Below are 21,139 nucleotides of genomic sequence, written 5' to 3' on the forward strand. Positions count from 1 at the left end.
GACATGGTGGCGCGTTCACCAGGCATGAGGGGAGACTGACTGCAGATCGTCCCGGCGCGAGCCACGCGCCGCCGGCGTACAAGGAGGCATCCGTGCCGCATGTCCTGGTCCTCAACGCGTCGTACGAGCCCCTCGGCGTCGTACCGCTCCGCCGCGCGCTCGTCCTCGTCCTGGAGAACAAGGCCGTCTGCCTTGAGGAGTCCGGCGCCTTCCTGCACAGCGCGACCGTCACCGTCCCCGCACCCAGCGTGGTCCGGCTCAAGCGATTCGTCCGGGTTCCCTACCGGGGGCCCGTTCCGCTCACCCGCCGGGCGCTGTTCGCCCGCGACGGGGGCCGGTGCATGTACTGCGGTGGTGTCGCAACCAGCGTCGACCACGTCATCCCGCGCAGCCGCGGGGGCAAGCACGTCTGGGACAACGTGGTGGCGTCCTGCCGCCGCTGCAACCACGTGAAGGCCGACCGCCACCTCGGCGAGATCGGCTGGCGCCTGCGCCACAAACCCGCTCCCCCCACCGGCCTGGCCTGGCGCATCATCGGCACCGGCCATAGGGATCCGCGCTGGCTGCCGTACCTGCAGCCGTACGGCGCGGACGACGCCCTGGCCCGGATCGACGGCATCTCCGCCTGACGATCCGGGCCTTCGCACTCCCACGCGCCCGGGTCCGGGGCCGGGCCCGGGCCCGCTCCGCGCCCGCCCGCGGCGGGTCCGGAGCCGGGCGACCGGGGCCGGACGCCCCGACCCGGGCCGAGGGCCTCCGGCCGTCGTGGTCTGCCGCGCCGCACCCGCCTGCGGCTGCGGCCCGTCGTCCCGTCCGGCCCGTTCTCCCGCCCGAAGCCCCGGCCCGCCGTTCCGGTCCGCTGTCCCGGTCCGCTGTCCTGGCCCGCTGTCCCGGTCCGCTGTCCTGGCCCGTCGTTCCGGCCCGTCGTTCCGGTCCGCCGTTCCGGTCCGCCGTTCCGGTCCGCCGGGCCGGTCCGCTGTCCCGGCCCGTTCGCCCGGCCCGCTGTCCCGGCCCGCTGTCCTCCCCGCTCCGCGGTGCCGTCGTTCCGGCCTGCGCCGGCGCCGGGCCCTGGCGCGCCGCCGGGACCGGCCCCCGGCCGCCCCCGGCCGCCCCCGGCCGCCCCCGGCCACCCCCGGCCACCCCCGGCCGGGGGTGCGTCTCCGCCGTCGCCGGGGGCGGTGCCCGGGGCGCGGGGCGGAAAGAGGTGCGGGGCGGAAAGATATGCGGGACACGGACGCGGAACCGACGGAGATTGCGGCGACACGCGGGATTCGTCTTTCGTACGTCTGCCGTCGCGCGCGCTGGGTAGGGCTTTCTTGTTCCGTGTTCCGAGATGGACGAAGGAGACCCCTCATGGCCGCCTCGACCGGGCTTCTGCTGCCCGCCCAGTCCAAACGCCCGGCGGAGCCCACCGCCGAGTCCGCGCGTGTGTGCTCCGCCGAGAGCGCCTGGGCCCAGACCCCACTGACCAGCGAACCCCCGCTGCCCTACGCCGAGCCCCTCACCAGCGAACCGCCGCTCGCCGCCCCGGACGCCGACACCACGAGGCCGTAGATGACCGCACCCGGCCCCCACGGGCCGCTGCCCGACGACCTGGCCCGGCTCGCCGAACTGCACGGTGTCGCCACGTCCTACCGCCCCGCCCCCGACCGCACGGTCACCGCCTCACCGGCCACCGTCACCCGTGTCCTCGCCGCGCTGGGAGTCGACGCGAGCACGCCCCGGGCGGTACGCGCCTCGCTCACCGCGGGCGAACGCGAGCGGGACGCGCGGCTGCTGCCGCCGACGGTCGTCGCCTGGGAGGGCGGCGCTCCGGCGGCGCTGGACGCACTGCCCGCGGGGACCCGGCTGCGCGTCGGGACCGAACGGGAACGGACCCGTACCCGCACCGGACGCGACGGCCACCACCGCTCGGGTGACGCCCCCGGAGCCGGGGAGGCCCCGGGAGACCGGCCGTTGCGGACCACCGTCGCCGGACTGCCGCCCGGGGTGCACCGGCTGACCGCCCTCGCACCCGACGGGCGCACCGCCGAGGCCCACCTCATCGTCGCCCCGGCCCGGCTGCCCGCCCCCGCCGGCCGCTCCTACGGCTTCCTCGTCCAGCTCTACTCCCTGCTCTCGCGCCGCTCCTGGGGCATGGGCGACCTCGGCGACCTCCAGGAGCTGGCCGGCTGGGCCGGGCGGACGCTCGGCGCCGGCTTCGTGCAGGTCAACCCGCTGCACGCGGCGGTACCCGGTACTCCGACCGACCCCTCGCCCTACCGGCCGTCCTCCCGCCGCTTCCCCGACCCCGTGCATCTGCGCGTGGAGAACGTCCCCGAGTACGCCCACGTCGAGGACCGCGACCGGGTGACCGCGCTGCTGGAGCGCGCCACCCGGCTCCGGGAGTCCGTCCTCGGCAAGGGCGCCCTGATCGACCGGGACGCCGTGTGGAGCCTCAAGCGCGAGGCGCTGGAACTCGTCCGCGCCGTGCCCCTCGGGCCCGGACGCGAGGCCGCCTACCGGGCCTTCTGCGCCGAGCAGGGGCCCGCCCTGGAGGACCACGCCACCTGGTGCGCGTTCGCCGAGGCGCACGGCGGTGACACGGCGCTCTGGCCGGCCCGGCTGCGGGACCCCCGGTCGGCCGGGACCGCCCGGGAACGGGCCCGACTCGCCGACCGCGTCGACTTCCACACCTGGCTCGCCTGGCTCACCGACACCCAGCTCGTGGCCGCGCAGCGCACCGCGCGCGACGCCGGGATGGAGCTCGGCATCGTCCACGACCTCGCGGTCGGCGTGCACCCCGGCGGCGCGGACGCCTGGGCCGGGCAGGACCACTTCGCCGCCGGGATGTCCGTGGGCGCCCCGCCGGACGCGTTCAACGCCCGCGGCCAGGACTGGGGGCTCCCGCCCTGGCGGCCCGACCGGCTCGCGGAGTCCGGCTACGCGCCCTTCCGCGCTCTGCTGCGCGCCCTCCTGAGGTACACCGGCGCCCTGCGCATCGACCACGTCATGGGCCTGTTCCGGCTGTGGTGGGTGCCCCGGGGTCTGCCGCCGTCCGAGGGCGCCTACGTCCGCTACGACGCCGAGGCCATGCTCGCCGTGCTGGTGCTGGAGGCCTCCCGGGCGGGCACGGCCGTCATCGGCGAGGACCTCGGGACGGTCGAGCCCGGCATGCGGGAGGTGCTGCGCGAGCGGGGGGTGCTCGGGACGTCCGTGCTGTGGTTCGAACGGGACTGGGAGGGCGACGGGCGGCCGCTGCCGCCCGGGGCGTGGCGGGCCGACTGCCTCGCCACCGCCACCACGCACGACCTCCCGCCGACCGCCGCCCGGCTCACCGGCGAGCACGTCGAACTCCGCGACCGGCTCGGCCTGCTCACCCGCACCCTCGCCGAGGAACGCGCCGAGGCCGCCGCCGACACGGCCGAGTGGCTCGCCCTGCTCACCGGCCTGGGCCTGCTCGTGGACCCCGGCGACGGGCCGCCCGCCGAGGAGGCCGAGGTGCAGGCCGTGCACCGGTTCCTGCTCCGCACGCCCGCCCGGCTCGTCGGGGCGTGGCTGCCGGACGCGGTCGGGGACCGGCGCCCGCAGAACCTGCCCGGCACGTGGGACCAGTATCCGAACTGGCGGCTGCCCGTCGCCGACGCGGCGGGGCGACCGGTGACCCTGGAGGAACTGGCCGCCTCGGACCGCGTGCGGGCGCTCGCCGAACTGCTGCGACGGGGGGTGGCCGGGGGCGGTCCCTCCGGGCAGCGCCCCCCGGGCCACGGCCCCTGACGTGGCGCGTCCTCACAACGGACCCCCCGGCCGCGCGGCCGCGCAGGGCGTTCGCTACTTTTGCACCGTGGACAAGAAGAACGCCCTGCGCGCCGGCGCCCTGGCCGCCGGTACGACGCTGATGATGCTGCTCATGTCGTCTCCCGCGCTCGCGCTGACGCGCGACGACGGTGACGACCCCGGCACGGGACTGAGCGTCGTCGAGACGCTGGGTCTGTTCGTGCTGGCCCCGCTCGTGCTGTTCGGGGTCATCGTCGGCCTGGTGATGGTCCTGGACCGTTCGACGGACCGGGCCCCCAAGGCGAAGGCCGGGGCGCGCGCCTGATCCTTCGCAGCCCGCGCTTCTTCGAGGGCGCCGCTCCCGCCGTGTCCGGCCGGGAGCGGCGCCCTCGTTCGTTCGGCCGGCTCTCCGGCGCGGCCGGCCCCGCTTGACGGCTGCGCGCCGTCGTGGCCGGCCGCGTGGTTCCCCGCGTCCCCGGGAGTGACCCGGCCGCGGTGGGCGCGTGCGGCGGCGTGGTGGCCGGCCGCGGGGTACCCCGCGCCCCTCGGGGCGCTGTCCGGCGGGTTGTGTGGTCCCCCTCGTCCCTCGGGGCGCTGCCCGGCGGGTTGTGTGGTTCCCCGCGTTCCTTCGGGGGTGTTGCCGGGCCGGTCGCGCCGTCCGTCGAGCCCCTGGGGGCCGGCCGGGTGGTGGTCCGCGTCGCTCAGGAGGCGGGGGGTTCGGTGCCCGCCAGGAGATGGCGCAGGAGGGCGGCCAGGCGGGCGGTCTGGTCGGGGGTCAGTTCGGAGAGGGCCTCCGTCTGGACGGCGAGTCCGGCGCCGACCGCCTCGTCGATGAGGGCGAGGCCTTCGGCGGTGAGCGTGACCTGGAGACCGCGGCGGTCGTGCGGGTCGGGGGAGCGCCGCAGCAGCCCGGCGCGTTCGAGCTTGTCCAGGCGGCCCGTCATGCCGCCCGTGGTCAGCATCAGAGTGGAGGACAGCTGGCGGGGCGAGAGCGTGTAGGGCTCCCCGGAGCGGCGCAGCGTGGCCAGGACGTCGAACTCGCCGCGGGAGATCCCGAAGCGTTCGTAGGCCTTCTCCATCCGGTCGCCCATCGTGCGGGCCAGCCGGTAGACGCGGCCGAACACCTCCATGGCGCGTGTGTCCAGGTCGGGGCGCACGTCGGCCCACTGACCGATGATCGCGTCGACCGCGTCCCCGCGGTCCTGAGGCCCCTGACGCCCCTGACGCCCTTGAGGCCCTTGAGGTTCGGAGTTCGGGTCCATGGCAGCAGTATCCGCCCGCCTTCGGTCGGCCGCAAGAAAGTAGCTGACGAGAAAGTTGCTTACTGTTAAGCTACTTTCTCGTAAGGCACTTCTGGTGCGTCACGTCATCCCGTCGGGGGAGCAGGGGGCCAGCATGCGCGCACAGGACAGGCACGATCCGGGCGAGCGGGTCCCGGGGGAGTGGGTGCTGCCCGTCACGGCCGCGGTGAACGGTGTGGGCATGGGCCTGTACGTCCCGTTCACCCTGGTCTTCTTCCACCACGTCACCGGGCTGTCGTTCGCCGCCGTGGGAGCCGTGCTCACCGTCACCGGGCTGGCCGGCCTCGCCGCGCTGCCACTCGCCGGGACCGCGATCGACCGCTGGGGCGCCAAGCGCATGCTGTACGTCCTCTACGGCGTCCGCGTGGCGGGCTTCGCGCTGTACCCCTTCGCCCGGTCCCTGCCCGCCTTCGCCGCCGTCGCCCTGATCACCGCCGCGGCCGACCGGGCCTTCCCCGCGGTGAACCAGTCGCTGATCGGCGAGGTGGCCCGGGGCGAGGGCCGTGACCGCCTCCAGGCGTCCACCCGCGCCCTCCAGAACGGCGGCAACGGGGCCGGAGCCCTGCTGGTCACGCTCGTCATCGCGTTCGCCGGCCCGTCCGGCTACGTGTACGCCGCCTGGGGCAACGCGCTGTGCTTCGCGCTCGCCGCGCTGCTCGTCCACCCGCTGAAGCCGGTGCGGGCGGCCGGTACCGCGCCCGTCCGCCCGGCCGGTGCCGGATACCGCCTCGTCCTGGCCGACCGGCCGTTCCTCGTCGTCACCGGCGCCAACTTCCTCAACGCGCTCAACTACTCCGCCCTGTCGGTGCTCTTCCCGCTGTTCCTCGTGCAGTGGCTGGCCGCCCCGCCGGTCCTCACCGGCTCCGCGTTCACCCTCAACACCGTGCTGTGCGCGGCCGCCGGGGTGTACGTCGGCTCCCGCGTCCGGCGGACCGGCGCCCGGCGCACCCGGGCCGCGGCCCTCGGCGGCCTGCTGTTCGCCGCCGCCTTCGCCGCGCAGATCGTGCTGGGCACACTGCGCCCGCAGAACACCGCGGTGCTGGGCGGTGCCCTGGCCGCCGTGGTCGTCCTCTACACCGTCGGCGAGCTGATCCACAGCCCGGCCGCCGAGGTGCTCGCCGTCTCCGCGGCACCCGAGGCCGTCCGCGGCCGCTACATGGCCGTCTACCAGGTCTCCTGGTCGCTGGCGAAGGCCCTGGCGCCCTGGCTGTTCACCACCCTGCTCGCCCTCGACGGCCGCGCCCCCTGGGCCGTCCTCATCGCCACCTGCGTGCTCGCCGCCGTCCTGCTGCTCCGCGTCGAGCACCGCCTGCCGGCGGACGCGGTACGGCCCCTCCCGGTCACGGTGCCGGTCACCGGCACGGCTCCGGCCGCCCGCGGCGCCGCGGCCCCCGCCGGCGCTCCGGCCGCCACCGGTGCCCCCGCTCCGGCCGGAGCCCGCCGGGCCGTCTGACCGGCCGCCGCCGGCCGTCCCCGCGGAGCCCGGAGCCTTCCGTCGGCCCGAAGCCTCCCTCGGCCTGACGGTCCGTCGGCCCCGCGTCCCCCGCCCCCTCCCCGAAAGGCAGGACCCCCCCATGAAGCGCTCCGCGACCGTGCTGCTCACCGCTCTCGCCCCGGTCTCCTGGGGTACCACCTACGCCGTCACCACCGAGTTCCTCCCCGCCGACCGGCCGCTGTTCACCGGGCTGGTGCGGGCCCTGCCCGCCGGGCTGCTCCTGCTGGGCCTCTCCCGGGTGCTGCCGCGCGGCGCCTGGTGGGGCAGGGCCGCCGTGCTCGGCACCCTGAACATCGGGGCCTTCTTCCCGCTGCTGTTCCTGGCGGCCTACCGGCTGCCCGGCGGGACGGCCGCGGTGGTCGGCTCGACGGCGCCGCTGTTCGTGATCGCCCTCTCCGCGCTGCTGCTCGGTGAGCGGGCCACCGTGCGCTCGGTCCTCACCGGGATCGCGGCCGCGGGCGGGGTCAGCCTGGTCGTGCTGCGCGCGGCCGGAGCCCTGGACCCGGTCGGCGTGCTGGCGGCCGTCGCCTCCACGGCGTCGATGTCCGCCGGCACGGTCCTCACCAAGCGCTGGGGCCGGCCCGAGGGCGTCGGCCCGCTCGCCCTGACCGGCTGGCAGCTCACCGCGGGCGGCCTGCTGATCGCGCCGCTCGCCCTGCTGGTGGAGGGCGCCCCGCCCGCCCTGGACGGCCCCGCGGTCGGCGGCTACGTCTACCTCGCGCTGGGCAACACGGCCGTGTCGTACTGGCTGTGGTTCCGCGGCATCGGCCGCCTGTCCGCCGGCCAGGTCACCTTCCTCGGCCCGCTCTCCCCGCTGACCGCGGCGGCCGTCGGCTGGGCCGCCCTCGGCCAGGCGCTCACCCCGCTCCAGCTGGCGGGCATGGCGCTGGCGTTCGGCGCGACCGTCGCCGGGCAGCTCGGCGGCCGTCCCGCGCAGAGCCCGCCCGCACAGCAGCCGACCCCGCCCGCCGGGGAACCGGGCGGCACCGGGACGGCGGCGGGTGGGCGGCCCGGCCGCACCCCGCCGGACCCGCGCCGTCCCCCCGGCCCGCTCGGTCCGCCCGGCCCACGCCGTCCCCCCGGCCCGCTCGGTCCCCCCGGCCCGTGGCGACAACGCCTGAGGGGCGGGCGACCCGTCCGGTCGCCCGCCCCCCCGGCGGTTCAGCGGTGCGTCAGACGGCGGCCGCTGCGGCCGCCGCGTCCGCCGCCTGCGCCCTCAGGGCGCGCTCGACGCCGGAGCGGGACTCCGACACCAGACGGCGCAGCGCCGCGGTGGGGCCGGCGGAGGCCAGCCAGGCGTCCGTGCGGTCCAGGGTCTCCCGGGAGACCTGCACCGACGGGTAGAGGCCCACCGCGATCTGCTGCGCCATCTCGTGCGAACGCGAGTCCCACACGTCCTTCACCACGTCGAAGAACTTCTCGGTGTACGGCGCGAGCAGCTCACGCTGGTCGGTCTGCACGAAGCCGGCGATCACGGCCTCCTGCACGGCGTTGGGCAGCTTGTCGGACTCCACGACCGACGCCCAGGCCTCCGCCTTGGCCTGAGGGGTGGGCCGCGCGGCACGGGCCGTCGCGGCGTGCCGCTCACCGGCGGCCGTGCGGTCGCGCTCGTACTCGCCGGCGATCTCCGTCTCGTCGAACCGGCCCACCGCCGCCAGCCGCTGCACGAACGCCCAGCGCAGCTCGGTGTCCACGGCGAGACCCTCGACGGTGTGGGAGCCGTCCAGCAGGCTGTCCAGCAGGTCCAGCTGCTCCGGCGTCCGGGCCGTCGCCGCGAAGGCACGCGCCCACGCCAGCTGGTGGTCGCTCCCCGGCTCGGCGGACCGCAGGTGCGCCAGCGTCGCGTCCGTCCAGCGGGTCAGCAGCGCCTCACGGGACGTGGGGGCGGCGTACAGGTCGATCGCGAGCTTCACCTGCCGCTGCAGCGACTGCACCACGCCGATGTCGGACTCCTTGCCGATGCCGGACAGCACCAGCGACAGGTAGTCCCGCGCGGGCAGCTCCGCGTCGCGGGTCATGTCCCAGGCGGACGCCCAGCACAGGGCGCGCGGCAGGGACGCCTCGAAGTCGCCCAGGTGCTCGGTGACGAAGGCCAGCGACGCCTCGTCCAGGCGGACCTTGGCGTACGACAGGTCGTCGTCGTTGAGCAGCACCACGTCCGGGCGGCGGCGCCCGACGAGGTCCGCGACCTCGGTCAGCTCGCCGTCCACGTCCAGTTCGACGCGCTCGGTGCGCACCAGCCGGCCCGCCTCGTTCAGGTCGTACAGGCCGACCGCGACACGGTGCGGGCGCAGCACCGGCTCGCCCTTGGCGCCGGCGGGCAGGGCCGGGGCCTCCTGGCGGATGCCGAAGGACGTGACGACCCCCTCGGCGTCGGTGGCGATCTCCGGGCGCAGCACGTTGATGCCGGCCGTCTCCAGCCACTTCGCCGACCAGGTCTTCAGGTCGCGGCCGGAGGTCTCCTCCAGCGCCGTCAGCAGGTCGCCGAGGCGGGTGTTGCCGAACGCGTGCCGCTTGAAGTAGGCCTGCACGCCGGTGAAGAACTCGTCCATGCCGACGTAGGCGACGAGCTGCTTGAGGACCGAGGCGCCCTTGGCGTAGGTGATGCCGTCGAAGTTGACGAGCACGTCGTCCAGGTCGCGGATCTCCGCCATGATCGGGTGCGTCGACGGCAGCTGGTCCTGCCGGTACGCCCAGGTCTTCATGGAGTTCGCGAACGTGGTCCACGAGTGCGGCCAGCGCGAGTCGGGGTGGTGGGCCTGGCAGGCGATGGAGGTGTAGGTGGCGAACGACTCGTTCAGCCAGAGGTCGTTCCACCACTCCATGGTGACCAGGTCGCCGAACCACATGTGGGCCAGCTCGTGCAGGATGGTCTCCGCGCGCAGCTCGTACGACGCGTCGGTCACCTTCGAGCGGAACACGTACTGGTCGCGGATGGTCACCGCGCCCGCGTTCTCCATCGCGCCCGCGTTGAACTCCGGCACGAACAGCTGGTCGTACTTCGCGAACGGGTATGCGTAGTCGAACTTCTCCTGGAACCACTCGAAGCCCTGCCGGGTCACCTCGAAGATGGCGTCGGAGTCCAGGAACCCGGCCAGCGACGGCCGGCAGTAGATGCCGAGCGGCACGGTCCGGCCGTCCTTCTCGTACACGCTGTGCACGGACGTGTACGGGCCCACGATCAGGGCCGTGATGTACGTCGAGATGCGCGGGGTCGGCTCGAAGGCCCAGACGTTGTCCTTGGGCTCCGGAGTCGGCGAGTTGGAGACGACCGTCCAGCCCTCCGGCGCCTTCACGGTGAACCGGAAGGTGGCCTTCAGGTCGGGCTGCTCGAACGAGGCGAACACCCGCCGGGCGTCCGGCACCTCGAACTGGGTGTACAGGTAGGCCTGGTCGTCGACCGGGTCGACGAACCGGTGCAGGCCCTCACCGGTGTTGGTGTACGCGCAGTCGGCGACGACCCGCAGCACGTTGCGGCCCCGGAGCAGGCCGGGCAGCGCGATCCGGGAGTCGGCGAAGACCTCCGCCGGGTCGAGCGCGTCGCCGTTCAGGGTCACCTCGTGGACGGCGGGCGCCACCAGGTCGACGAAGGACTCCGCACCGTCCCGGGCGACGTCGAAGCGCACCGTGGTCACGGACCGGTAGGTGCCGCCCTCCTGCGCGCCGGAGAGGTCGAGATCGATCTCGTACGAGTCAACGGTGAGCAGCTCCGCCCGCTGCTGCGCCTCTTCGCGAGTCAGGTTTGTGCCAGGCACGCGGTCATCTCCTCGGTCCACCCTCGTGAGTTTCGGTCGGGCCATCCTTCCATGCGAGGGAGCCGATTCGGGCTGGTCCGGGCCCGCCCCGGCGGAGGCGAGGGGAAACCCTCTGCCGGGGCGGGGCGCGCCGCCGGCCGGCCGCGGGCGACCGGGTGGACGCCGTGTTCTCGGCAGCGGAGGACCTGCCCGGGTGCGCCGCGCGGCCGCTCGGCGCCGCGCCGGGTGGGCACCTGGCGCTCCGAGGGAGGAGGGCGCTCACCGTCACCGACGGTGAACGCCCTCCTGCGGCGCCCGGTGTCAGCCCTTCAGCTCCGCGGCCACCAGCTCCGCGATCTGGACCGCGTTCAGCGCGGCGCCCTTGCGGAGGTTGTCGTTGGAGACGAACAGGGCGAGGCCGTGCTCGACCGTCTCGTCCCTGCGGATGCGGCCCACGTACGACGGGTCCTTGCCGGCCGCCTGGAGCGGGGTCGGGATGTCGGTGAGGACCACGCCGGGGGCGCCGCCGAGCAGCTCGGTGGCCCGCTCGGGGCTGATCGGGCGGGCGAAGCGCGCGTTCACCTGGAGGGAGTGGCCGGAGAAGACCGGGACCCGCACACAGGTGCCGGAGACCTTCAGGCCGGGGATCTCCAGGATCTTGCGGGACTCGTTGCGGAGCTTCTGCTCCTCGTCGGTCTCGTTCAGGCCGTCGTCGACGATCGAGCCCGCCAGCGGCAGCACGTTGAAGGCGATGGGCCGCTGGTAGACGCCCGGCTCGGGGAACTCGAGCGCCTCGCCGTCGTGGGTGAGCCGGTCGGCGTCCGCGACCACCTTCTGGGCCTGGCCGTGCAGCTCGGCGACGCCCGCGAGGCCGGAGCCGGAGACCGCCTGGTAGGTGGCGACGACCAGCGCCTCCAGGCCGGCCTCCTCGTGCAGCGGCTTCAGCACGGGCATCGCGGCCATCGTGGTGCAGTTCGGGTTGGCGATGATGCCCTTGGGGCGGTCGGCGATCGCGTGCGGGTTGACCTCGGAGACCACCAGCGGCACCTCGGGGTCCTTGCGCCAGGCCGAGGAGTTGTCGATCACGACCGCGCCCTGCCCGGCGACCTTCTCCGCCAGCGCCCGGGAGGTCGAGCCGCCCGCCGAGAACAGCACGATGTCCAGGCCGGTGTAGTCGGCCGTCGCCGCGTCCTCCACCGTCACGCCGTCCAGGACCGTCCCCGCCGAGCGGGCCGAGGCGAACAGGCGCAGCTCGTCGAGCGGGAACTTCCGCTCGGCCAGGATCCTGCGCATGACCGTGCCGACCTGTCCGGTGGCTCCGACGATTCCTACCTTCACGGCGACTCCTCAATGTGACGGGTGTGACGGGTGTGACGGGTATGGCGACTCTGCGGCCTGCGCTTTTCCATGATGCGGCCGCCCCCGGTCCTCCTGTCCAATTCTTTGGAGTCCATGACCAAGGAATGGACTCCGGCGGTTCCCGGGACCGCCGTGCGGCCGTCCGGGGGGTGCCTGCCCGCGGGCAGGCACCGCCTGCGGGAACCGCGCGGCGCGCCCGGACCCGTGCCCCTTCGGCCCCGGTCCCCGGCGCCGTTCGGCGGTCCGCGTACGCGGCGGGCGCGGGTCCCGGCGAGGACCGCGCGGGCCGCGTCCCCGGCCGGGGGTGACCTTTGTCTCGTTCCGGGCCGGCGGGCGGCTGTCTCGTTGCGGGCCGGCGGGCGGCGAACGTTTCCGCCGCCTCCCGCGTCATAGGGGAAACGCGGCGAGGAGAGGGGTGGCTGTGCTGCGCAGAAGGGCCCGTCGCGGCCAGGGGGCGGACCACGCGGTGGGTGATCCCCTGGACGCGGCCCAGGAGCGCCGGGTGCGGGCGGTGCTCGCCCTGGGCGGCGTACCGCAGGCGGACCTGCCGGACGGGGTGCAGCAGGTCCGCCTGCGGCTGCTGGAGCGGGCCGCCGGTGGCCGCGAGGCGCCGCGGGACGTGTCCGCGTGGGCGGCGGTGGTCGCCTCCAACCTCGCCATGGACTGGCATCGGGCCAAGCGCCGCCAGGAGCGGCTCGGGGAGCGGCTGGCCTCGCTGCGGCAGGCCGAGCACCCCTCGGGGGAGGACACCAGCGTGCTCTCCCTCGCGGTGGCCCAGGGCCTGGACGAACTGCCCGACGCCCAGCGGCAGGTGCTCGTCCTGCGCTTCTACGCCGATCTGCCCGTGCGCGGCATCGCCGAGGAGCTCGGCATTCCCGAGGGCACCGTCAAGAGCAGGCTGCACACCGCGGTCCGGGCCCTGCGCACCCGGCTGCACGAGGACGAGGTGGTGTGACGTGACCGCCGAACACGACGGATACGGCGGCGGCCCCGGCGGCCCCGGCGGCCGCGGCGCGGGCGAGGGGCGCGACACCCGTGCCGGACGCGGTGCCGGAGACACCCGCGGCGCGGGCGAGGTCCCCGGCGGCCGGCCCGGCCGCGGTGTCCCCGCCGGTCCCGGGAGCCGCGGCGGCGGTCCCGCGCCCGCCCCCGATCCGCTGATGGCCGTGCTCACCGGGGAGCCGCTGCCGGAGCACGCCCGGTCGGACGCGGCCCTCCTGGCCGCCCACCGCTCCGCCGAGGCCGATGTGATGCTGCTGCGCGAGCAGCTGGGGGTGCTCGGGCGGGTCCTGGCGGAGCCGTCGGGAGCGGCGGACGTTCCAGGAGTGCCGGGAGCACCGGGAGCACCGGGAGCACCAGGAGCACCGGGAGCACCGGGAGTGCCCGGACCCGTGGCGGACCCCGGGGCGGCGTCCGAGGCCGTGCCCGATCCGGTGCTCCGGCCGACGCCCGTGCGGTGGCGGCGCCCGCTGCGGTTCGCGGTGCGCGCGGCCGGGGCGGCGTGCGCGGTGGGGGTGCTCGGTGTCCTGGGGTGGGTCGTCCTGGAGACGGGCGGGGGTGAGAGGTCCGACTCCGATGCCGGCGCGGCGGCGGACCGGAACTCCGGCGGCGGGCAGTCCGGTGAGTCCGGGCAGCCCGGCGGGGACACGGCGTCGACGGGCCCGTACGGCTACGTCGCCTGCGCCCGGCTCATCGCCGAGGGCGAGGTCACGGCGGTCGAGGCGGCGCCCGGCGGGCGGCAGGACCGTGTCGTCCTGCGCGTCACCCGTCACCTCAAGCCCGGCCACGGCGCCGCCGAGGTCACCTTTCTGCGGGACCGCGCCGAGGACCCCCGGCTGCACCCGGGCGACCTGGCCCTGGTCGCCGTCCCCGAGGGGGCGGCCGCACCGGACGTGTGGGGTGTGGGCGAGCGGGAGGTCGCCCGCGCCCGGGCCTGGATCGCCGAGGCGCAGCCGCCCTCCGGCGGGGCCGGCTGCGGGTGAGGGAACGGGGCCGGGCGGCCCTCCCGGCGCCGCCGGGGCTCTTCGCCCGGCCGCCCGGAGGGCCGCCCGTACGGGAGGAGGAAGGGCGGGCGCCCGTTTTGGACGCCCGCCCGCGGAGGTGTCAGGCCGTCACGGCGTGACCTTCTCGATCTTCACGCTGCCCACGCCCGCGACCGTGCCGCGCGCGTTGACCAGCGACACCTGGCCGAAGAACTCGCGGCCCTCGGGCGCCGCCGCGCTCGCGGTGACGCTGCCGGAGACGCTCGCCGACGCGCCCGTGCCGAGCTCGACCGAGCCCGCGCCGTCGACGGCGACGGAACCGAGGGCGGCGGAGAAGAACACGTCACGGTAGTCGTACAGGGTGGAGCCGGCCGGGACCGCGTAGCCGTACACCTCGACGGTGTAGGTGCCGGCGGCCGGGTCCGCCAGGGAGACGGACTCCTCCGAGTCGCCGTCGGCGGACTGGCCGACGACCTTGCCGTCGGCGTCGTACACCGTCAGGTCGAGGTCGGCGGCCGCGTCGGAGACGTTGCCGATGGCCACGTCCAGCGAGGTGGCGCCCTCGGGCACCTCGACGGTGGTGGTGTGGGTCTCACCGGTCGCGATGGTCGGGCGGGCCGACTTCGACGAGCCCAGCGGGCCGCCGACGAGCTTGCCGTCGATCGCGGCGAACCCGTTCGTCACGTCCCAGGAGACGGCGGCCGGGGTGCCGACCTGGGCCTCGGCCACGGTCACGGTCTCCGGGTCGAAGGCCGCGCCGAGCACGGAGACGTCCAGCGTGTACCGGTTGTACAGCAGCGGCGAGGTGCGCCGCGCCTCGACCTCGATCTCCCAGACGCCGGGCTGCGGGTCGGCGTAGGAACGCACGTCCGGGCGGCAGCCGTTGCCGTCGAGGTAGTTGTTGTAGCAGTACGGGGTGCTGGTGGTGTCGGCCGGCACGCCGTAGGGGTGGATGGCGATGAAGCGGGTCTGGCTCTTGCCGGCCAGGCCGCTCATCGCGACCTCCAGCGACTTGGCGCCCTCGGGCACGGTCACGAAGTACGACGTGGTGCTGTTGCGCGCCACCCTGGACGACGCCGAGTACGTGTACTTCAACGGGGTGGAGACCACGACCGTGGTCAGGACCTGCTTGTCGACGCCCCTGGTGCGCGGGTCGTCCACCTCGAGGATCGCGCTCTTCAGGCCGCCGGAGCGGGGCGCGGCCTGGACCTTGACGGTGACCGGCTCGTTCAGCGGCAGACGCACCACGTGACCGCCGAGGACGCGGAAGGTGCGTCCGGCGTTGTTCACGAAGCGCAGCGTGTGCAGCACCGGGCGGTCGGCGCCGGTCGTACGGGTCAGCGTGATCTCGTACGTCTTCTTCTGGCCGGCCTTCAGGCCGCCCTCACGGTCGTACAGGCCGGTGCCGTAGCCCGGGGTCTTCAGGAACTGGTCGATCGCGGTGTCGACCGGAGCCTTGACCGTGTACTCGTGGGCCGTGACGCCGCGGCGGATCGCCTTCCAGGCGTCCACGATGTTGATCAGGCCGGCGCCCTCTTCGTAGGCCTGCACACCGCGGATGTGGTCCGCGGTCGACGTCAGCGCGGTGCGCAGCGTCGCGGGGGTCAGCTCGATGCCCTTGCGCTTGGCGGCGGACAGCAGCAGCGCCGAGGCGCCGGCGGCCTGCGGGGACGCCATCGAGGTGCCCTGCAGCATCGAGTAGCCGGCCGGGAGGCTGTAGCCGGCCTCGGCCACCGGGCTGCCGGGCAGCCAGGTCTGCGTGGTGTTGATCGAGGCGCCCGGGGCGACCAGGGTCGGCGTGAAGCCGCCGTCCTCGCGCGGGCCGCGCGAGGAGAAGGGCAGCATCTGGTAGCGCCTCTTCACGATCGAGCCGTAGTTGGCGGCCCAGGTCTCGCGCGAGACGGACGCGCCGACCGAGATCACCTTGTCGGCGAGGCCGGGGTCGCCGATGGTGTTGGCGCCGGGGCCGGAGTTGCCCGCGGAGATCACCAGCTGGACACCGTAGGTGTCGATCAGGCGGGTGTAGAGCTCGGCGCGCGCGTTGTTGCCGTCGTTCAGCGCCGGCAGACCGCCGATCGACATGTTGACGATGTCGACGCCGCGGTTCACCACGAGGTCGATCATGCCCTCGGTGAGCGCGACGTTGGTGCAGCCGCCGGACCAGGTGCAGGCCCGCGAGGACACGATCTTCGCGCCGGGGGCGGCGCCGTTCATCCGGCCGCCGAACAGGCCGTTGGCGGCGGTGATGCCGGCGACGTGGGTGCCGTGCTCGGACTCGATGACACCGATGTTGACGTAGTCCGACGTGGCGCCGGCGCCGTTGTAGACGACGTCCTTGCGGATCTCGACCACGAACGGCTGGCGCTCGGCGACGTCGGTCGACGGGTCGTCGGTGCCGAACCAGCCGATCTGGTGGCCGTCCTTGTACGGCTTCATCGGCGTGTCGTCGGTGAAGTCGAAGTTGTTGTTCAGGTCCACCCGGACGGTGCCCGCGGCCGCGTCGTAGAGCATGCCCCAGACGTCGGTGGTGTCGCCGTCGCGGTTGGCGTCGCCCTTGGCGTCGCCGCCGGCCGTGTACGACTCGCGGAACAGGTTGAACTGGTAGTCGCCCGCGGGGGCCTTCCAGGTCGCGCCCGCGATGGCGAAGGTGGGCCCGCTGACCGGGTTGTTCATCCGGCGCCAGGTGGCGTCACCGTCGGAGACCGGGTCGGTGGCCGTCACCCAGTCGACGATCTTGCGCTCGCCGGTGGTGGTCTTCTGCAGCGCGGGGTGCCCGAGGTCCACGCCCGAGTCGAGGATGCCGATGGTGACGCCCCGGCCGTCCGCCTTCGGGTTGTGCCGGACGAAGTCGACCGCGCCCGTCTCGAACGACGGGTTGTACGGGTTCTTCGCCGGGGTCTTCCTGCCCGGGCCCGAGTAGTGGCCGCGGGACCCGGAGGGGGCGCCCTCGGCGCGGTCGCCGGCCGGCGTCGGGTCGTCCAGGGCGATCTCCTGGCGCAGGTCGATGCCGTGCACGGAGGAGAGCTTGGCCGCGGCGGCGATGGCCGCGTCCGCCTTCGCGGTCGGCACGGTCGCCCGGACGTAGCCGAGCTTGTCGTAGGTGCGGCCGACCAGGCCGCCCTCGACGGAGTCCAGCTGCCGTGCCACCTGCTCGGTCTGGCCGGGCGCGGTGGCGACCATCATGGTGACGGTCTTCTCGCCCTCGGCCTTGGCCTCGGCGAGCACGTCGGCGTCGTCCGCGCCCAGCTTGGCGTGGGCGGACTTCACGCCGGGGTCGGCGACCGGGGAGTCCTGGTCGCCGGCGAAGGCCACGGGGATCGGCGCGCACAGAGCGGCCACCAGACCCGCGGCCACGGCTATGCGAGCCGCGCGTCTGGTGGCCGGATTCGGTTCGCGCTGGGGGGTGTTGGTCATCGGCATCCCTTGCACGTAAGGAACGGAGGAGTCCGGAATGCGGTCCCGGACGATCGCTCAGCCTGGCGCAAGGGACAGGTGTTCGGGGTGAGTTGACCGAATCGAAATGGATGTATGGGGAAAACCCGCTATGGGTTTCGCGCGGGTTGGTCCCGGTAGGGCGGTTTGGGTCAGGAGTCCGTGCCGCGGGCGTGGTGCCGGGAGGCTTTCGCCCGGTTGCCGCACACCGCCATCGAGCACCAGCGCCGGGTTCCGTTGCGCGCGGTGTCGAAGAAGTGCAGGACGCAGGCCTCGTGGGCGCAGGCGCGGATGCGGTCGGGGGCGGTCGCGAGCAGGGCGAGGCAGTCGCGCGCGGCGCGCCAGGCCGGCCCCCAGGACGCGTCGCGGGACTCGGGCCGTTCGCCGGGGCCGTCCGGGCCGAGGGTCGGCCGGATCCGGCCGTGCGCGAGGACCGCGTCCATGGCGGCGGTCCCCGGGCCGCCGGGCGGGCCGTCCACCGCCGCCCGCAGCGCCTCGCGCGCCCGCAGGGTGTGCCGCAGGGTCGCCTCGCCGGCCGGGAACCGCTCCGCCGGCCCGTTCGCGGCGAGCCAGACCGCAAGCCACACCGCGAGCCACACCGCAAGCCCCTCGGTGCCGGTCAGCAGGTCCTGAAGGGTGCCGTCGCGCATCCACCGCGTGTTGAGCGGATCCAGGGCCAGTGGCTCGCCGGTCAGGGGGCGGGGGTCTGCGGACATCTCGTGGGCTCCCTTCGGTCCGACCGTCACGCCCCGCGGCGCGGGCTTCCGCACACCCGGCACTCTCCCCTCGGATGAACCCTGAGTGACCGGTTCCGGGCCGCCGGACGAGCCGCTCGGGACGAACCCGCCGGTACGTGATCCACGTACCGGTATCGGTGCCGCTCGTTGCCGCCGCGTTCACACGCGGGCCATTCCCGGTGCCAACGATCCGAAGCGAGCGGGAGGACCGCCCGGCGGCCCGCCCCGCGACCATCGCCCACGCGTTCGCACCCGGGGAGACCGCGCCATGCCGCGCTCACACTCTGCCGCCGCTTCCGACGTCCTCGCCCCGGCGGTCGACCGCCGCACCCTCCTCGCCACCGCCGGCGCGGTGTCGCTGTCCGCCGGCATCGGCCACGCCCTGCGCCCCACCGAGGGCCGGGCCGCAGCCGCCGTCCCCGCCCGGCGCGAGGCGCCCGTCGCCTCCTCCCGCCGGGCCCCCGCCGCCGCCCTCGCCCCCTACTCCCGCGGCACCACCGCCGCCGCGGTGGCGGCGCCCCGCACCGACGGCGGCTACCGGCGGCTGGGCGACGGACCCGGCTGGGCCCGCGTGGTCCGCGACGACCTGGCGCCGCCCCGGCCCGGCCGGGCCGACCGCCGCACCCCTCTCGCCGCGTTCGTGCAGCTCACCGACCTGCACCTGACCGACGTACAACACCCCCTGCGGCTGGAGTTCCTGCGCTCCGCGGACATCCGTGCCTGGCGCCCGCACGAGGCGCTCACCGTGCAGGGCGCCGTGTCGCTGGTGGAGCGGATCAACGCGCTGCGCGGCGGCCCCGCCACCGGCGCCCCCCTGCACTTCGCCATGACCACCGGCGACAACACCGACAACAACGCCCACACCGAACTGCAGTGGTACCTCACGGTGATGAGCGGCGGCCGCATCACCCCCGACTCCGGCGACCCGGGCCACTACGAGGGCGTCCAGAACAGCGGCCTGGCCCGGTACTGGCACCCCGACACGCCCGTCCGCGACGACGACAAGCAGCGCGGCTTCCCGCACCTGGCGGGCTATCTCGACGCCGCCGTCCGCGAGGTCCGCAGCCCCGGCCTCAACCTGCCCTGGTACTCCACCGTCGGCAACCACGACTCCCTGCCGCTGGGCTGCTACGGGCAGAACGACCCCTACCTCACCGAGTTCGCCGCCGGCGGCCGCAAACTGATGGACCTCGCCCCCGCCGACGCCAGGAAGCTCCAGGACGCCATCCGCGGCGCCCGCGACCCCCGCGGCCTCGCCCTCGGCGACCTGCTGCGGGCGCACGCCCGCGACCTGCGCCCCGTCACCCCGGACGAGCGCCGCGCCCCCTACACCCCCGCCGACTGGCTGCGGGCCCACCTCGACCCGGCGCACACCGGTCCCGGTCCGGCCGGCCACGGCTACTCCACCGCCAACGTGGAGACCGGCACCCAGTACTACGGTTTCCGCATCGCCGACGGCGTCATCGGCATCAGCCTCGACACCACCGACCCCGGCGGCCACTACCAGGGCTCCATCGGCACCGCCCAACTGGACTGGCTGGAGCGCACCCTGAACCAGTACGAGGACGACCACGCCGTCGTCTTCAGCCACCACACCAGCGCGTCCATGGACAACCCGCTGCCCGATCCGGCCCGCCCGCACGAGCGCCGCCACGACGGGGCCGAACTCGTCGCCCTGCTCGGCCGCCACCGCAACGTGCTGGCCTGGGTCAACGGCCACATCCACCGCAACGAGATCCTCGCCCACCCGGCCTCGGGCGGCGGCTCCTTCTGGGAGATCTCCACCGCCTCCCACGTCGAGTTCCCCCAACTGGCCCGCGTCGTCGAGCTGGCCGACAACCACGACGGCACCCTGTCGCTGTTCACCACGCTGGTGGAGTCCGCCGCGCCCCACCGCACCGACTTCGCCGACCTCTCCCAGACCGGGCTCGCCGCCCTCTACCGGGAGATCTCCTTCAACGCCCCCGGCGGCCGCACCGACCTCGCCGGCGCCGCCCGGGACCGCAACACCGAACTGGTGCTGAAGAAGCGCTGACCGCCCCGGTCCGGGCCCGGACACGAGGAGGGACCGCCGGTCGCCCGACGGCCCCTCCTCTCCCCTCCTGATGCCCTCCCGGCCACGGACGGCCGGGCAGCACCACGACGTGCGCGCCGGGGCGCGCTACCGCGGCAGCACCACCACATACGCCGCGGGATCACGCTCCCCCGACGCCATCAGCGCCGTCCGCACCACCGCGGCCTGCTGCTCCAGCCCGTCCCGCAGCTTGCGGGGCGTCAGGTGCACCACCGTGATGCCCAGCCGCTCCAGATGCTCGCGCTTGCTGGCGTACTCCGACCACTGGGCGTCCTCGTCCTGCAACGGCCCCTGGCGCACGCCGCGGGCGTCGAGCTCCACCGCGACCGCCTGCTCGGGCCAGTAGGCGTCGACCCCGCCGAGCGGGGGGCCGCCCGGCAGCCGCAGGTCCACGTTCCACACCGGGTCGGGCAGGCCGAACTCGCGCACCATCCGGTACAGCCGCTCCTCCGCCACCGCCCGCCCCTCGGCCACCAGCGAGTCCACCGCGTCCACCACGTACGGGCGGCCCAGCAGCCGCGCCCGGCTCAACTCCCCGACCACCGAGGCCGCCTCGCAGTGCCCGCCGCGCACCGCCTCGGTCAGCAGCCGCCGCACCAGGCCAGGGTCCGACAGCCGCGCCACCGCGTCGGCCAGCGCCCGCGCCACCGGCGCCACCGGCAGCCCCGTCACCGTGCACGGCGCCGGCAGCTCCGGTGTGCGCACCAGGCGGGCGCAGCCCGCCGACCGCAGCCGCCGCGCCCGCGGCACCAGGACGTCGATCCGTTCCAGCGAGGTCAGTGCGGGGGCGGCGGCGAACCCGTACAGGGCCAGCGCCGCCGGCCCCGTGACCATCGCCTCGGCGTAGCCGACCCGGTGCGGCCCCCCGGCGTACCCGCCCCGGTGCGGCTTCCCGGCACCCGGCTGGACCGGCACCGCGACCGCGGGCATCGCGCGGGCGGCGTACGCCAGCACCGCGTGCAGCCGCTCCTCACCGGTCGGCGGCCCCGGATGCAGCAGGAAGACACCGGGCAGGAGCTGCTGCCAGGGGCCGCCGGGCCGGCACCGCTCGGCGACCGCGGCAGCCGGGAACCCGTGCGCGCGCAGCTGAGCGGCGCTCAGCACTCCACGGTGCACCTCGGACAGGTGGCGCAGGGGGCGGGAGGAGAGCGGGGTGTTGTGGTTCATGCCGGTGAGGTTCCCGCACCCGGACCGCCCGCGAACCCCTGTTACACGCCCGTCGACAAACCAGGACAACCCCGCACTAAAGGACGGATGTTCGGATGCCGA

14 protein-coding genes and 1 pseudogene are annotated in these 21,139 nt (G+C 75.0%); 9 read left to right on the forward strand and 6 right to left on the reverse strand.

The genetic code is table 11. The annotated features are described in order from the left end of the window. The first annotated feature begins 92 nt into the window (after positions 1-92). The 4 genes from AC5K6T_RS02885 (at position 93) to AC5K6T_RS02900 (ending at position 4,081) form a co-directional block, all read left to right on the forward strand. The gene (locus AC5K6T_RS02885) at positions 93-629 is read left to right on the forward strand and encodes an HNH endonuclease (RefSeq protein WP_360213324.1); all 537 of its coding nucleotides are present in this window, start codon (positions 93-95) and stop codon (positions 627-629) included. A gap of 724 nt (positions 630-1,353) precedes the next feature. After that, the gene (locus tag AC5K6T_RS02890; protein ID WP_493205312.1) at positions 1,354-1,554 is read left to right on the forward strand and encodes a hypothetical protein; all 201 of its coding nucleotides are present in this window, start codon (positions 1,354-1,356) and stop codon (positions 1,552-1,554) included. Next, positions 1,555-3,756 carry a 4-alpha-glucanotransferase gene (gene malQ, locus AC5K6T_RS02895; protein ID WP_493205314.1) on the forward strand — a complete coding sequence of 734 codons (2,202 nt, stop codon included), beginning with the start codon at positions 1,555-1,557 and terminating at the stop codon, positions 3,754-3,756. Positions 3,757-3,823: 67 nt separating this feature from the next. After that, entirely contained in the window at positions 3,824-4,081 is a 258-nt protein-coding gene (locus AC5K6T_RS02900) for a hypothetical protein (RefSeq protein WP_493205316.1), read from the forward strand. 376 nt (positions 4,082-4,457) lie between these two features. Here the strand turns inward: AC5K6T_RS02900 and AC5K6T_RS02905 are convergent, their stop codons facing one another. Continuing rightward, positions 4,458-5,018 carry a MarR family winged helix-turn-helix transcriptional regulator gene (locus AC5K6T_RS02905; protein ID WP_493205318.1) on the reverse strand — a complete coding sequence of 187 codons (561 nt, stop codon included), beginning with the start codon at positions 5,016-5,018 and terminating at the stop codon, positions 4,458-4,460. 133 nt (positions 5,019-5,151) lie between these two features. On the opposite strand from AC5K6T_RS02905, the gene AC5K6T_RS02910 reads away from it, so the two are divergent. Together AC5K6T_RS02910 and AC5K6T_RS02915 are read left to right on the forward strand one after the other, a co-directional pair. Continuing rightward, on the forward strand, positions 5,152-6,510 hold the full coding sequence (locus AC5K6T_RS02910; RefSeq protein WP_493205320.1) for an MFS transporter: 1,359 nt from the start codon (positions 5,152-5,154) through the stop codon (positions 6,508-6,510). A 121-nt stretch (positions 6,511-6,631) separates the two neighbouring features. Beyond that, positions 6,632-7,570, forward strand: a pseudogene (locus AC5K6T_RS02915) (EamA family transporter); the annotation flags it as partial. Positions 7,571-7,724: 154 nt separating this feature from the next. Here AC5K6T_RS02915 and pepN read toward each other — a convergent pair. After that, positions 7,725-10,307: an aminopeptidase N gene (pepN, locus tag AC5K6T_RS02920; RefSeq protein ID WP_493205322.1), complete on the reverse strand. Its 2,583-nt coding sequence runs from the start codon at positions 10,305-10,307 to the stop codon at positions 7,725-7,727. A 300-nt stretch (positions 10,308-10,607) separates the two neighbouring features. Next, positions 10,608-11,624: an aspartate-semialdehyde dehydrogenase gene (locus tag AC5K6T_RS02925; RefSeq protein ID WP_493205324.1), complete on the reverse strand. Its 1,017-nt coding sequence runs from the start codon at positions 11,622-11,624 to the stop codon at positions 10,608-10,610. Positions 11,625-12,060: 436 nt separating this feature from the next. Between AC5K6T_RS02925 and AC5K6T_RS02930 the strand changes: the two genes are divergently transcribed. Together AC5K6T_RS02930 and AC5K6T_RS02935 are read left to right on the forward strand one after the other, a co-directional pair. Further along, positions 12,061-12,600 carry a sigma-70 family RNA polymerase sigma factor gene (locus tag AC5K6T_RS02930; protein WP_493205326.1) on the forward strand — a complete coding sequence of 180 codons (540 nt, stop codon included), beginning with the start codon at positions 12,061-12,063 and terminating at the stop codon, positions 12,598-12,600. Position 12,601: 1 nt separating this feature from the next. After that, the gene (locus AC5K6T_RS02935; protein WP_493205328.1) at positions 12,602-13,627 is read left to right on the forward strand and encodes a hypothetical protein; all 1,026 of its coding nucleotides are present in this window, start codon (positions 12,602-12,604) and stop codon (positions 13,625-13,627) included. Between the two features lie 129 nt (positions 13,628-13,756). On the opposite strand, the gene AC5K6T_RS02940 is transcribed toward AC5K6T_RS02935, so the two are convergent. Continuing rightward, a complete protein-coding gene (locus AC5K6T_RS02940; RefSeq protein ID WP_493205329.1) occupies positions 13,757-17,041 on the reverse strand; it encodes a S8 family serine peptidase in 3,285 nt (1,094 codons plus the stop codon). 170 nt (positions 17,042-17,211) lie between these two features. Beyond that, entirely contained in the window at positions 17,212-17,775 is a 564-nt protein-coding gene (locus tag AC5K6T_RS02945) for a CGNR zinc finger domain-containing protein (RefSeq protein WP_493205331.1), read from the reverse strand. Between the two features lie 289 nt (positions 17,776-18,064). Between AC5K6T_RS02945 and AC5K6T_RS02950 the strand changes: the two genes are divergently transcribed. Further along, a complete protein-coding gene (locus AC5K6T_RS02950) occupies positions 18,065-19,831 on the forward strand; it encodes a TIGR03767 family metallophosphoesterase (RefSeq protein WP_493205332.1) in 1,767 nt (588 codons plus the stop codon). Between the two features lie 126 nt (positions 19,832-19,957). On the opposite strand, the gene AC5K6T_RS02955 is transcribed toward AC5K6T_RS02950, so the two are convergent. Beyond that, positions 19,958-21,037: a hypothetical protein gene (locus AC5K6T_RS02955; protein ID WP_493205334.1), complete on the reverse strand. Its 1,080-nt coding sequence runs from the start codon at positions 21,035-21,037 to the stop codon at positions 19,958-19,960. Positions 21,038-21,139 lie beyond the last annotated feature (102 nt).

Source organism: Streptomyces sp. B8-7 (genome assembly GCF_058833805.1).